Annotated in this window: 12 protein-coding genes and 1 pseudogene; 4 read left to right on the forward strand and 9 right to left on the reverse strand. The window is 37.6% G+C overall.

All coding sequences use genetic code 11. The annotated features are described in order from the left end of the window. Positions 1-109: 109 nt before the first annotated feature. From rbtA to cxpE, 3 genes and pseudogenes are all read right to left on the reverse strand, one after another. Positions 110-973, reverse strand: a pseudogene (gene rbtA / locus ACSC97_RS15670) (rhombotarget A); the annotation flags it as partial. A gap of 113 nt (positions 974-1,086) precedes the next feature. After that, a complete protein-coding gene (locus ACSC97_RS15675) occupies positions 1,087-1,785 on the reverse strand; it encodes a DnaA ATPase domain-containing protein (protein WP_004913609.1) in 699 nt (232 codons plus the stop codon). Positions 1,786-1,805: 20 nt separating this feature from the next. After that, a complete protein-coding gene (gene cxpE, locus ACSC97_RS15680; protein WP_436661851.1) occupies positions 1,806-2,999 on the reverse strand; it encodes a chloramphenicol efflux transporter CxpE in 1,194 nt (397 codons plus the stop codon). A 133-nt stretch (positions 3,000-3,132) separates the two neighbouring features. Between cxpE and purM the strand changes: the two genes are divergently transcribed. Together purM and purN are read left to right on the forward strand one after the other, a co-directional pair. Then, positions 3,133-4,203, forward strand: a complete 1,071-nt coding sequence (gene purM, locus ACSC97_RS15685; protein WP_436661853.1) for a phosphoribosylformylglycinamidine cyclo-ligase — start codon at positions 3,133-3,135, stop codon at positions 4,201-4,203. Then, positions 4,200-4,829 carry a phosphoribosylglycinamide formyltransferase gene (gene purN, locus ACSC97_RS15690; RefSeq protein WP_436661866.1) on the forward strand — a complete coding sequence of 210 codons (630 nt, stop codon included), beginning with the start codon at positions 4,200-4,202 and terminating at the stop codon, positions 4,827-4,829. Before purM ends, purN begins: the two co-directional genes overlap by 4 nt. A gap of 51 nt (positions 4,830-4,880) precedes the next feature. Here purN and ACSC97_RS15695 read toward each other — a convergent pair whose 3' ends face one another. Beyond that, positions 4,881-5,672 (reverse strand): alpha/beta fold hydrolase, encoded by a 792-nt coding sequence (locus ACSC97_RS15695; protein WP_436661855.1) that lies wholly within the window; start codon positions 5,670-5,672, stop codon positions 4,881-4,883. Positions 5,673-5,843: 171 nt separating this feature from the next. Continuing rightward, on the reverse strand, positions 5,844-6,866 hold the full coding sequence (sppA, locus tag ACSC97_RS15700; protein ID WP_004913625.1) for a signal peptide peptidase SppA: 1,023 nt from the start codon (positions 6,864-6,866) through the stop codon (positions 5,844-5,846). A 138-nt stretch (positions 6,867-7,004) separates the two neighbouring features. On the opposite strand from sppA, the gene ACSC97_RS15705 reads away from it, so the two are divergent. Continuing rightward, positions 7,005-7,949 carry a lysophospholipid acyltransferase family protein gene (locus tag ACSC97_RS15705; protein WP_436661858.1) on the forward strand — a complete coding sequence of 315 codons (945 nt, stop codon included), beginning with the start codon at positions 7,005-7,007 and terminating at the stop codon, positions 7,947-7,949. Positions 7,950-7,956: 7 nt separating this feature from the next. Here ACSC97_RS15705 and ACSC97_RS15710 read toward each other — a convergent pair whose 3' ends face one another. The 3 genes from ACSC97_RS15710 to ACSC97_RS15720 form a co-directional block, all read right to left on the reverse strand. Beyond that, a complete protein-coding gene (locus ACSC97_RS15710; RefSeq protein WP_436661860.1) occupies positions 7,957-10,371 on the reverse strand; it encodes a DNA internalization-related competence protein ComEC/Rec2 in 2,415 nt (804 codons plus the stop codon). A gap of 85 nt (positions 10,372-10,456) precedes the next feature. Beyond that, a complete protein-coding gene (gene lolD / locus ACSC97_RS15715) occupies positions 10,457-11,143 on the reverse strand; it encodes a lipoprotein-releasing ABC transporter ATP-binding protein LolD (protein WP_004913635.1) in 687 nt (228 codons plus the stop codon). After that, positions 11,136-12,371 carry a lipoprotein-releasing ABC transporter permease subunit gene (locus ACSC97_RS15720; RefSeq protein ID WP_436661862.1) on the reverse strand — a complete coding sequence of 412 codons (1,236 nt, stop codon included), beginning with the start codon at positions 12,369-12,371 and terminating at the stop codon, positions 11,136-11,138. Before ACSC97_RS15720 ends, lolD begins: the two co-directional genes overlap by 8 nt. 25 nt (positions 12,372-12,396) lie before the next feature. Between ACSC97_RS15720 and ACSC97_RS15725 the strand changes: the two genes are divergently transcribed. Beyond that, positions 12,397-12,969, forward strand: a complete 573-nt coding sequence (locus ACSC97_RS15725; RefSeq protein ID WP_004952935.1) for a PilZ domain-containing protein — start codon at positions 12,397-12,399, stop codon at positions 12,967-12,969. Positions 12,970-12,979: 10 nt separating this feature from the next. On the opposite strand, the gene ACSC97_RS15730 is transcribed toward ACSC97_RS15725, so the two are convergent. Beyond that, positions 12,980-13,686, reverse strand: a 707-nt coding sequence (locus ACSC97_RS15730; protein ID WP_436661864.1) for a DMT family transporter, incomplete at its 5' end; no start/stop codon positions are given.

Genomic DNA, 13,686 nt, shown 5'->3' on the forward strand with positions numbered 1-13,686 from the left:
TATTTGTTTAAGATGAGATGTAACTCATTGAAATGTGTCATCATATTCGTCGTCAGAAAACAAGTATTATGCCATTATTTCAATGAGTTATCTTTTTTTGTCGTGTACAAAGATTATTAACAATCATTCCTTCACGGATATTTGCAACATACCCACCTTTATTCTGGAATATTGTCGTATTATTTATGCCAGCAAATCGACTTTGTAATGCTGCACCTGTAGTCTCATCTCTAAAACCAGTTTGAACAAATAATATAGCTCCATCTATGGCAGAGGTACCTATATTGTCACGAATGACCGATTGTGAGATTAAATATCGAGGCATTTCACTGTAAATAACAGCCCCTTTATCCGCTTTATTGCCTTCTAAGATGCTATTACTAATGCGAACAATACCTGCCGTTTTTTCGGTGTCAGATAGAATACCTGCATTATATACTCCACCACCTCGTGTTGCATTTCCTGAACTTAATCTCGAATACTGGATACTCAAAGCTTCTCTATTATAAATTAGACCACCATCATTTAATTTAGTGGTTGATCCTTTTAAATTTAATTCATTTAAATTAACTAAAATTAGTTCTTTTTCTACACTTCCATCATTAATAAAGAAGATTCGATCGCTGCCCACCATTTTTAGTGTCGCGTTATTCACACCTTTTTTATTATCATTGAAATCACCACTAGTTGCCGTAGTAATTGTCATTCCTACTTTCAACTCAAGCGACGTATTTAATGAATATTCTTTATCACGCTGTAATACAATAATAGTACTCGCATCTTTATTACCACAACCATGGTAACCATTTTCATATTCTTTTTTGGCGCGATTATTTAGGAAAAAAACTGCTTCACGTAATGAACAAACGGTATCATCCTTATCTTCATCAACTAGTGTAGTGACTTGAATATCTGCTGCATATACATGTCCAGTAATTGCAAATAAAGCACAGGCAAGCGTCCGTTTGAACATACCGTTCTCCTTCTATTTTTCATTTTTCTTCGTATTGCAAATGACAATTTTGCAACCACATTCCTTTGTGCGTACTTTGTCATAGCTCTCAAAATTACTCAAGAAATTTTATGCTATTGGCGATATTCATCAATAAGTGCGTAAATTTGCTTGAGTGTTGTATTCGAAAGCTTGGTTTTTTCACCTTTCAGCATTTTTTCAAGTTGCGCCAATGTTTGTAATAACACTGAGGCCTGATGAGGTCCATTATTCAGTAAATAATCTACGATCTGCTGGTCAAAATGGATCCCTCGTCGATTCATCACAGATTGCAATAAGGCTTGCCTATCGATAAAAGAGCTGCCATTAGGAACTTTAACACTGACAGCTTGAGTTAATCGGGATTGTAGGTCTGGTAATTCTAATTTTAATTCGATTGGTGCAACTCGTGATGAAAAAACTAACTGACCTTCATGGTTATTCATCAAATGAAAGACTGCTTTTTGCCAATGCGGAACTCCACAAATCGCATCAACATCATCTAAAGCTACTAAATCATAAAACTCTAATGACGTGATCGCTTCAATAGGTGCATCTAATAGCTCTAATAACGATACTTTAATGGCTGGACGATTTAGTTCAAGATAGGAATCACATATCGCAGATAAGAGATGGCTTTTACCTGTCCCTGCACCGCCATAAACATAAAATCTACTGACCAACCCTGTATGTAATTGCCTAATTGCGTCAACGATAGGTCCCCATCCTGGACCCGAAAAATCACTAATTCGGGCATCCAGCTGAGGTTCAATATCCAGTTGTAGTTGACGCATATCGTTAATTTTTTCCTCGATTAATCAGGGTGGGTCTTCTTAGATGTATCTGTATCTTGAGTTTTTTCTCCCCCAAGATCAATATCTAATTGCTGCGTTTGAAAATGTACTGGTTGATCATTGTTCACTTCGAGAACAAATTCTGAAGGTAATCCATATAAACGACTTCGCTCATAATTATTACGGGCATGTTTAAGTAAAACGACAATAACCGCAGCAACAGGTAATGCAATCAACATTCCGAGAAAACCACCTAATTGAGCTCCCGCTAAGACAGCAAAAACAACTGCAACAGGCGATAGACCAATTTTATCCCCCAATAGGAAAGGTTGCAGAATATAGCCCTCTACCATTTGACCAATCATAAAGACAACACCAACTAATAATAGTTGCATCCAATCAATACCAAACTGGAATAATGTTGCAATCACTGCTGCGACAATTCCAACACCGAAGCCTAAATACGGAATAATACTTGCAAGACCGGCGACCATACCGATAATCAAACCAACTTCTAATCCAATCAGTTGCAACCCAACCGCATAAACAATTCCTAATAAAAGCATTACAAGAAATTGCCCTTTAACAAATGCTCCAAGAACGCTATGACATTCACGAACAATCGTTAAAGTAGAAGCTTCATAAGGTCGTGGAATAAGGCGACGTAAACTATCTAACATTCTTTCCCAATCAAGCAAAAAGTAAAATGCAATAATTGGAATAAGAATTACAATACCACCGAGTTGAATAAAATTAAGACCTGACTGCGCTACGCGTAATGCCATAGTTTGAATGCTATCTGCACTATAATTAGTCTGAATATAATCCATAACGGCTTTAGACAATTGCTCAGTATCTATTTCCATAGGTACAACATTAAATGTATGAGATACCCATGGTAAGAATGTTGCATTTATCCAATGAATTCCAGCAGGTATGCTATCTCTAGCATAAATCAGCTGCTCCCAAACTAAAGGCGCTAAAAACCATAAAACAACTGTTAACAGAACACCAATTCCAACGAACACTAAACTGATCGCTAACCAACGAGGCAATCTGAATTTGACAAGTGTATCAACGAGTGGGCTGAACAAATATGCAATAAAGAATGCACCTACAAAGGGTAAAACAACAGGTTTCAACAGATATAAGACCCAGAGGAGCAATGCGAGTCCAGCGAGGATAAAGATACGGCGCAATACCTGATCTTGCATAAAATCCAGCCTTTTTTTGTGTAATCGTTATAAATAGAAAAAAATTTTAATAAAGATAGCATTTTCGAGCATAAATAACATAAGAGTTTCGTATATTCAGGTTATAATCTGCCGCCAATGCGGAGACTTCACTATGAGCAACTCAACTTCTACCTCAAATACTGGTTTAAGCTATAAAGATGCGGGCGTCGACATTGAGGCGGGCGACGCACTGGTCGATCGTATCAAATCAGTCGCTAAACGTACCACACGTCCTGAAGTTATGGGCGGACTTGGCGGTTTTGGTGCGTTATGTAAAATTCCAAAAGGTTATGAAGAACCTGTATTGGTGTCTGGCACCGATGGCGTAGGCACTAAATTACGTTTAGCGCTTAACTTAAATCGTCATGACACAATTGGTCAAGACCTAGTCGCAATGTGCGTAAACGATCTACTCGTGTGTGGTGCAGAGCCATTATTCTTCCTAGATTATTACGCTACAGGTCACTTAAATGTTGATGTTGCAGCAAATGTAGTAACAGGTATTGGTAAAGGTTGTGAATTAGCTGGTTGTGCATTGGTTGGTGGCGAAACTGCTGAAATGCCTGGTATGTACGAAGGCGAAGATTATGATCTTGCTGGCTTTGCAGTAGGTGTTGTTGAGCAAAGTAAAATCATTGACGGTACTAAAGTAAAATCTGGTGATGTACTGATCGGTGTTGCATCTAGTGGTGCCCACTCAAATGGTTATTCATTACTTCGCAAAATTTTAGATGTTAAAAATGTTGATTTGACACAAATTGTTGATGGTCGTCCACTTGCAGATGTAGCAATGGAACCAACTCGTATTTATGTAAAACCTGTTCTTGAACTTTGCAAGCAAGTTGATGTCCATGCAATGGCTCATATTACAGGTGGTGGCTTACCTGGCAACTTACCTCGCGTACTTCCTAATGGTGCTCAAGCAGTAATCAACGAGTCAAGCTGGAATTGGCCAGAACTTTTCCAACTATTACAACGCGAAGGCAATGTTGAACGCTTCGAAATGTATCGTACATTCAACTGTGGTGTTGGTATGGTCATCGCTGTTGATGCAAATGATGCTGATAAAGCAATCGAAGTACTTAACTCTCAAGGTGAAACAGCATGGAAAATTGGTCATATCCAAGAAAATGCTGAATCAGTTGAAGGCGCAGACGAAAAAATTCGCGTGATCTTTGCATAATGAGAATTGCGGTACTTGTCTCTGGCAATGGTAGCAACTTACAAGCCCTGATTGATGCAAATCTTTCAGGGCAAATCATTGGTGTACTTTCAAATAAAGCTGATGCATATGCTTTGGAACGTGCTAAACAAGCCAATATTGCTACTGCTGTCGTCTCACACAAAGACTTTCCAAATAGAGAAAGTTTTGATGAAGCCATGCATCAACAACTATTAGCATGGCAAATTGATTTAGTTATTCTTGCTGGTTTTATGCGAATTTTAACACCAAGTTTTGTCAGCCAATGGCAAGGTAAAATGTTAAATATTCACCCCTCCCTTCTTCCTTACTACAAGGGAGTCAATACACACCAACGTGTTTTGAATACGGGTGATCGCTTTCATGGTTGTACGGTTCATTTTGTTACAGCAGAACTTGATGCAGGTCAAAGCATTGCTCAATCTGCAATAGAAGTTCGCCTTAACGATACGATTGAAACACTTGCACAGCGTGTGCACAAACTTGAGCATTTTATTTATCCTCAAGTTGCGGAATGGCTATGTAATGGTCAACTGACTTGGAGAGATGGTCAGGCATTTTTCAATCAGAAACCTTTGGAACGACCAATTCAGTTCGCGCAATTCTAGAATAAAAAAACACATCCTCGGATGTGTTTTTTTATGTCGTATTACAGAGTCTTAACGAATTAGATTTTTAATTTTCATCACTGTTTCTGCCGGATGTTCCAGTGGGAACATGTGCCCACCCTCTACGATTGAAAAAGGAATGCCTAATTTCTTCTTTGCAACCTGAGGAAACTTCTCTTTTAAAAATACACTGTCACTTCCAACCACTAAATGAACAGGCACTTTAGGCTTCGACATAGGTAACCACCACATTGAAGGTGTTGTCCTAAACAATTCAACTTCATAATCTTTAGGTATCGTAAGTGTTACCCCACCTTTTCGTGGATCATCTGCTAATGCATAGTCAATATATGCCTGAAAACAATCAGGATCAAAATGTTGATAGAATCCTTTATTTCTCAATAGCTCTGCGGCTTGCTCACGAGATTCCCAGTGATCTCTACGACGTACTGATAAACCTGCAGGCGTAATTTTGTCGACTAATTTGGGTTTAAAGAGCTTTGCAAGATGAAATACAAAAGATGCTTTACCTATAATTAAAGGTGGGTCTAGCATAATCACTTGGGAAAATAATTCAGGACGACGATACGCAGCCATCAACGTCAATACAGAACCTAAAGAGTGCCCTAAACCGATCACCTTACGACCTTTTGATTGCTGAACAATACTATCTATAACTTGATCAACGAGATATGTCCAACCATGGGTAATCGGATAACGTTTATCTGTTCCAATTTCAGGTACATAGATAATGTCATAATCACTTTTTAAATCATCAAACAGCTTTTGGTAGACTTTTGAAGGCACACCGTTCGCATGAGCGAAATGAATTAAAGGTTTCATAGATTCGTCTTCAAATTTATCGATTGATCAATTATCTCCCGTTCAAAGATCATTACAATTTAAAAGGGAGAACTACAGAGTAATTTATAGAAAGTAAGATGGTGAGAAAATTAAGATCAAGAACTAAGTTTCCTTTATGACAAAGAAAACTTAGTGATAAGTCAGATAATATTATTGTAGTTTTGCGTTTTGTTGAGTGTCTAATTGAGTTGCCAATGATGAGCTAATCCCCTCACCAATTTTTGTACCCATTCGACCTAAAATTGACTCAAGCGGATTATGCTGAACAGTGTAATCAACTTTTTGCTCAACCTTCAAATCTCTCATCAAAGTCGTCAAACTACCACTACGATCCGCCACACCTAAGGCAATCGCTTGCTCACCACTCCAGAATAAACCAGAGAAGATCGCAGGGTCATTAGATTTCAAACGCTTACCACGACCTTCTTTAACAGCGTTAATAAAGTGACTATGAACATTATCCAAAACTGACTGAACATGTGCTTGTTGAGTTGGATTAATCGGCTTTGTCATGCTCAAAATATCTTTATTATTACCAGATGTAAGCGTGCGATCCTCAATACCTAATTTTTGAGTTAAACCGCTTAAGCCATAATTTGGCATAATTACACCAATTGAACCGACTAGACTCGATGGATTAACAATAATTTCATCAGCTGCAGATGCAATATAATAAGCACCAGAGGCGCCCATATCTCCAATCACTGCATAAACTTTTTTAGCTGGATATTGCTTTTTCAAATAGCGAATTTCTTGCCAAATTTCGTCTGACTGAACTGGTGAACCACCAGGAGAGTTGATATTCAAAGCAATTGCCTTACTGCCACTTGCCTCAAATGCGCGCTTTAATGCTTTATTTGTATCCTCACTATTCACAGCAGATTGACTGCTTGATGAATCAATCGTTCCGATAATATCGACCACTGCTAAGTGATCACTACTGATACTCGTGGTTGCTTTTTCAGTTGTAGTAGAGCAGCTTTTACTCATTGCAATTAAAACAATCAACAAATAAGCAAAACCTAAACATTTAAAAAAGATACTCCAACGACGACTACGGCGCTGTTCTTCTACAGATGCTAAAACAGCTTTTTCCAAGATTTGCCATTCTTTGCCTGTCACATTATTACTATGTGTTGGTTCGTTTTGTGGTTTCGGTGGCCAATCGGACATAAGATTCCAATCCAATAGATTTTAAAGTGGTTTTATTATATACGCTGATTTACAGAAAACTGTTTAAATAACTTGTTTTAACTTATAATTATTTTGTGCGTTATACTCTTTTCATGTAATTCTAAATACCACAAATCAATGACCCAGCCTCAAGCAACTAGTTCAAACTACAAACTGATCAAACTATTCAGTAAACAACCAATCCAACTAGGACGGTTTATTGCACGCATATTGGCTGGGTTATTTAACAGATTTCAATTATCTAAAATTTCCAAAATTATTCGTTTAAACATAAAAATAGCATTTCCCGAACTGAGTGATCATGAGTTACAGATACTCTCTAAAGAAGCAATTCGCAATGAGCTTACGTCTTATTTCGAATTTTTAAGTATTTGGGGTTCAAGTAATCAGAAAAACATTCAACGTATATATAGCATCACTGGTGAGCAGTACTTTCACGACGCTTTAGTAGAAAAAAAAGGACTTGTGCTCGTCATACCCCACTTCGGAACGTGGGAAGTGATGAATTCTTGGTTATCTCATTATACTCAAATGACGATATTGTATAAGCCAGTTAAAAACCCAGATGCAGATCAGTTTGTCCGTGATGCCAGAAGTCGTGAACAAGCTAACCTCGTGCCAACAGATGAAAGTGGTGTACGACAAATTTTTAAAGCATTAAAACAAGGCGGAACAACAGCTATTTTACCTGACCACACACCTGATCAAGGTGGTGATATGATTGATTACTTTGGGATTCCACTAGCATCTAGTAGTCTAAGCGCAAAATTAATCCAAAAAACAAAAGCCAAAGCACTCCTGATCTATACGATGAGAAATGATCAAGATGGATTTGATATGTTTGTTGAACCAATCAATCCCCAAATTTATGAAGGCAATGCTGAGCAAGGAACACTAATTATTCATCAGGCTTTAGAGCAACTTATTCGCCGCTATCCGAGTCATTACCATTGGAGTTACAAACGATTTAGTGCCAACAAAAGTTTAAAGAAAATTTATGATATTGACGAGCAAGAGGCCTTAGCTAGGGTCGCTGAAGTTAGATTGCAAAATCAAAAATAAATCACTTTTATTGCAACCGAGTTAACCATTTACGTTGTTGTCTGTACATGGAAATTACGGTATTTGCATGATTAATTTCAAAGGAGATCGATCCGTTTTGGCTGGTCGTCAACAATGGAATATTTAATGCTCGCAATCTTTGCTGTAATTCAATACTCGGATGACCATAACGATTTTCAAAACCTGCGGAAGCGATTGCCAATTTAGGTTTAATTCTTGCTAAAAAATCATAAGCTGAACTATGTTTGCTTCCATGATGCCCCAAAAGAATGACATCTACTTCTAAGTCTGGATATTGCTGTAATAGCTTATATTCTGTTTCCCAACCTGCATCCCCCATAATTAAGAATTTGCGATACGGTTTGGCATGTTCAAACTCAATATACACAACACATGAATATTCATTTTGTTGATTTTGAACATAACTCAGCTCCTCTATTTTTGGAGATAGAATCTCAACCTGAGCTTGAGCTAAATTCCATTTTTGACTTTGATGACAAAAAGAAAAATTATCTTTAAATGGCAATTTTTCATTTTTTTCATTGGCATAAACCTTTGTGATCTCGAAGACTTGCTCAATATATGGGAAAGCACCAATATGGTCTTGATCGAGATGCGATAAAATCATTTGATCTAATTTTTCGATACCCTGCTGTCGAAGAAATGGAACAATGACTCGCTCACCTAAACTGAACTTCTCTTCATTATATGAACCACCAGTATCTATCATTAGGTTATGCTGAGCTTGTTGTAAAAATACAGATTGTCCCTGCCCCACATCTAAAATGGTTAGTATAGTCTTTTGTTGTTTTGCACCGAATAAAATAGGTAAGAAACAAACTAAACCCCAAGATTTAGGTATCGTTCCTTTCGGCATAAATAAAATAAAAATCCCGACACTCAAAGCGAATAATGACAATGGGATATAACTTATACCTTGTAAATCAGGTGTCAGTGACATCAAAACATCTAATAATCCGATTAGTATGCTTAACAACATATTATTGAGGGTGAATAAAACTAGACCTAATGAAGGAAAAATTAGCCAAATACATGCAGCAAAAATATCTAAAGGTACAACCAACATGCTTAATATCGGAATAGCTATCAGATTACTGAGTGGCGCAATCCAAGCAATTTGTTGGAAAAAAATGATAACTAAGGGCATTAAGGCGATAAAAATTTTCCATTGTGATTCGATCAAAATTTTGATTGCAAACTTTATATCCTCAGTTGTATTTTTGATTCTGTTTTTTGGTAAAGTGCTGATTGTTTGATAAATTCTCAACAGGATGAAACATGCACCGTAAGATAGCCAAAAGGCAGCCGACAAGATACTAAATGGATCATAGATGAGAAATAAACACGCGCTATAAATTAGTAACTGAAAAGGCTGAATCGCTTGCCTTGTGATAACGAAAAAACTTGCCAAGGCGACCGTCAACAACGTCCTTAAAGCTGGAATTTCAAATCCAACGAAAGCCACGTAAACCATGACACTAAATAAAAATGGAAAAACCAAAATAATCTGACGAGGTTGCCATAGATATAAGTTTGGAAAATAATGCTGTAAAACTCTTTGCAATCCCCATGTCAGCATGATTGCAAAAATCAGCACATGAGGACCTGAGATCGCCAATAAATGTGAAATCCCAAGTTGCTGAAATTTTTTCTTTAAATCTTTAGCTAATAAACTTTCATCACCTGTAAGCAACGCAAGCAACAATCCTTTGTGTTGTAAATTTGAATGAGCAAGCATTTGCCTAAATTCAAATCGCATTATTTCAATCTTTAGACCGATTTTCTCCAAAAAATGGTCCTGCTCCTTCAAATATTGCAAATGACCAAGCCTATACACCTCATCTTGGCTTAAAGGTACGATTTGTTCGACTAAAAATGCTGACATTAAATTTTGTTGTAAGAACCATTTTTCTTGATCAAAAACACCTTGAACGGCATAACTGTGTGCGGGTTTGATTGTTCCGTAAACTCGATAATAGCGCCCCAATACAAAAGCTTCTGGCTGATGATCCTTCTCCTTTATGTACATCAACCAATTCACTACTTGATCATGTCGATTTAAAACTACAGCTTGCTGTTTAACACCCTCTTCAGTGAGTTCATTTATTTTTCGAATATAAACAACAGCCTCAAATGGTTGCGATTTTAATTCGCGTAATTCAAGTCTTTTTTCTAGAGCTAGATCTGCATAGTGATACCCTGCGCAAAACATTGCCCAGATCGCAGTGATCAATAACAGTGACTTATAAAATGGGGAATGTCCTTTATTTTTTATTTTATAAAAAATAAATAGAAGAGTCGCAATACAGCACCAAATCCACCAAGTGGAATTAATGATTTCAAAATCACGCCCCATAGCTGAAATACCCACAATCCAGCCAATCAATATAATTTTCAACATATATTTATAATTTAAGTTTTTGATTTTTCTGAGGGCAAAATTAAAGCCCTTTTTCAGGGCTTTAACAAGTGATCATAGAAAATATTTAAGCCTGATCAATCCATAAACCATCTTGCATATGCAAAATTGAATCTGCTGATTTTGCTAATTGCTCATCATGGGTCACTATAAGCATTGCCATATTGAGTTCTTTTTTTAGATCAGTCAGTAATTCAAAAATACTCAATGCCGTTTTCCGATCTAAGTTACCTGTTGGCTCATCGGCTAAAACTACCGCAGGCTTAGTGACCAATGCTCTGGCTAAAGCAACACGTTGGCGTTCACCACCGGATAACTCACCAGGTTTATGTTCCATTCGATGAGACAATCCAACACGATCAAGAAGATATTCAGCTTGTTTTTTCACATCTTTATAATTGCTTTCACCACGCAACATTAAAGGCATAGCGACATTTTCTAAAGCAGAAAATTCAGGCAATAGATGATGGAACTGATAAACGAAACCTAGATACTGATTTCGCTTATAACCACGCTCAGCCTCACCTAAATTGTCAAAGCGTTGCCCTTGTAAAAAAACTTGCCCTTGTGTAGGTTGATCTAACCCACCCAAGACATGCAACAAAGTACTTTTACCTGAACCACTTGAACCAACAATAGAAACAAACTCACCTGCATTGACCTGCAATGACAAGCCCTTAATCACTTCAACTTTGGTTTTACCATCATCAAAATGTTTAAAAACATCTTTAGCTTCTAAGACAATTTTACTCATAACGCAATGCCTCAGCAGGTTGGACTTTGGCAGCACGTAATGCAGGATAGATCGTTGCCAAGAAACTTAATAATAAAGATACAGTCACAATCACGACAACATCTTGCCATCTCAAATAAGAAGGTAAGTAATGTACGAAATAGGCATCAAATAAGTTCAATCCAAGTGCTGTATTGAACCATGAAATAATGTCACTGATCGTAAGTGCAAGTGTTACGCCTAGAATCGTACCTGCAATCGTACCAATCACACCAATAACAGTCCCCTGCACCATGAAAATTTTAGTGATCATAGACGGCGAAGCGCCTAATGTACGCAAAATTGCAATATCAGATTTTTTATCCGTTACAACCATGACCAAAGAAGAAACAATATTAAATGCAGCTACAACGATAATCAGTACTAGAAGCAAACCGACTAAAGTTTTTTCCATTTGAATGGCATTAAATAAGTTTCCATGCGTATACGTCCAATTCGATGCATAGAAATTACTTGGTAACTGACTAACGATTTCATCTGCAACCTTAGGAGCAGCAAAAATATCATCTAGTTTTAAGCGAACACCTTGAGCACCGTCAGGTAAACGCAATAATGTCGAGGCATCATTCAAGGCGATATAACCTACCATTGAGTCTACTTCTGCGCCAACACTAAAAATACCTACGATTTTAAAGCGTTTAAAACGTGGTACTACACCGGCTGGTGATGGCGTTGCTTCTGGTAGAACGAGAGTGACGCTATCATTTAAGCCTAAACCTAATGCATCGGTCATATCCTTACCGAGGACGATACCAAACTCACCCTTTTTTAATGCACCTAAGTTGCCTGCAACCATATGATTCTGAATGATTGAAACCTTTTTTTCATACTCAGGTTCAATCCCTGTCACCATAATACCTGCAACTTGCCCTTGAGCAGTCAACATCCCCTGTAATTGGGTAAATGGAGCCACACCTGTTACATGCGGATGATCCTCAACTTTTTTTACAAGCTCAGGCCAATTTGTTAGAATTTGAGTAGAAGAAACAGTAGCTTGGGGAACCATTCCAAGGACACGGTTTTTAAGCTCACGGTCAAAGCCATTCATCACAGAAAGTACTGTAATCAATACGGCGACACCAAGCGTTAAACCAATCATGGAAACCAAGGCAATAAAAGAAATAAAGTGATTACTCCGCCGAGCACGAGTATATCTCAACCCTATATACAGCGAGATTGGCTTAAACATACCATCTAGTCCGAGGTGATTTATTATGGAAAATTCACAACATCATCTTGTTGACGACAACACTGAACGTCGAGTGATGTCTCGTATTGATGCCGTGTTGAGAATCAACTATCAAATCATTCCTGATGACGTTGCACTGAATGATCCCTATGATTCTCACTTTGTTTTGCCACGCTATTTTCTACTACTTGCAGAATTAGATCAATTTGATCATGCGTTTCGCTACGAATTAGAACAATTAAATGAAAAAGATCAACAAATTGCTCGTATCTTATCCCTATTTAATCAAAAACTAAATTTGATTACAGGATCTTTCTACGACAACATCGTGCAATCCCTACTCCCCGTTCCAGAACAAGTAAATTTTTCTGAAAATGGACTCAGTTTTTTCAGCGCTCAAGATATTAACGAAGGTACATACATTCACATCACGCTTAGCCACCCAGAGAACTTCTTTCACATCGCAGCTACAGCGCAAGTCGCATATAGCAATCCAGATGAACAAGGAAAATTCCGTATAGGTGCATACTTTATTACTTTGAACCCTCAAGACAGAGCTAAATTGGCTGAAACCATTCAACAGTCTGAAAACCCTTAAAAACTCATCGTTACATTCGGCGGTAAGCTCTCAAATCTTTGAGAAAATAAAGTAGTAAACCAAACAACACCACGCTTGCACCCACAAAAACTTGTACAGATAGCTGCTCATCATTCAGAAAGGCACCGATCAATATTGCTAATAAGGGCGTCATCACAGTCGTTAAAGACAAAGTGGTCGGTTTGAGATTCTGTACTAGTTTAAAGTAGCAGAACATCGCAATCAGTGATGCCATGATCACAGTGTAGAATAAAGCCAGTAAAGATTTTGCAGAAGGCATCTGTGTTGGAGCATATTGCCAAATCCAAGGCACAACAAGAATCGCAATCAAAGTCGAAACCAAAATTGATCCCGTCGCTTGTGCCATAGCTTGAATATTCGCATTTATCTTTTTGACTAAGAAAATCGAGAGTGAATATGCAAATACACTCACAATCATGAGTCCAATACCCAATGGCTGGACATGGTTTTGATTATCACTCAAACAAATCAAACCTAAGCCAATAATTGAAACAGCCATACCCAACCATTGCAATAATGCTAGTTTCTGCTGAAATCCGAAACGACCAATCAAACCAGCCATGATAGGTGCTAACCCAAACATCAATAGACTTCTTGCAAAAATCAAAAAACGATCAACGTTTTGTTTGTTTTTTATCCACATTAAAAAGTCATGTTCTACTATCATGAGTACATGAAATATGAAAAAGTAAAGAT

Origin of the sequence: Acinetobacter sp. P1(2025) (genome assembly GCF_051390655.1) — a bacterium.
Taxonomy (GTDB): Bacteria; Pseudomonadota; Gammaproteobacteria; order Pseudomonadales; family Moraxellaceae; genus Acinetobacter; species Acinetobacter junii.

Bases quoted from the DNA above. Each gene is read 5' to 3' on its own strand.
- ACSC97_RS15675 (WP_004913609.1), bottom strand. From the start codon at position 1,785: ATGCGTCAACTACAACTGGATATTGAACCTCAGCTGGATGCCCGAATT.
- cxpE (WP_436661851.1), bottom strand. From the start codon at position 2,999: ATGCAAGATCAGGTATTGCGCCGTATCTTTATCCTCGCTGGACTCGCA.
- purM (WP_436661853.1), top strand. From the start codon at position 3,133: ATGAGCAACTCAACTTCTACCTCAAATACTGGTTTAAGCTATAAAGAT.
- ACSC97_RS15695 (WP_436661855.1), bottom strand. From the start codon at position 5,672: ATGAAACCTTTAATTCATTTCGCTCATGCGAACGGTGTGCCTTCAAAA.
- sppA (WP_004913625.1), bottom strand. From the start codon at position 6,866: ATGTCCGATTGGCCACCGAAACCACAAAACGAACCAACACATAGTAAT.
- ACSC97_RS15705 (WP_436661858.1), top strand. From the start codon at position 7,005: ATGACCCAGCCTCAAGCAACTAGTTCAAACTACAAACTGATCAAACTA.
- ACSC97_RS15710 (WP_436661860.1), bottom strand. From the start codon at position 10,371: ATGTTGAAAATTATATTGATTGGCTGGATTGTGGGTATTTCAGCTATG.
- lolD (WP_004913635.1), bottom strand. From the start codon at position 11,143: ATGAGTAAAATTGTCTTAGAAGCTAAAGATGTTTTTAAACATTTTGAT.
- ACSC97_RS15720 (WP_436661862.1), bottom strand. From the start codon at position 12,371: ATGTTTAAGCCAATCTCGCTGTATATAGGGTTGAGATATACTCGTGCT.
- ACSC97_RS15725 (WP_004952935.1), top strand. From the start codon at position 12,397: ATGGAAAATTCACAACATCATCTTGTTGACGACAACACTGAACGTCGA.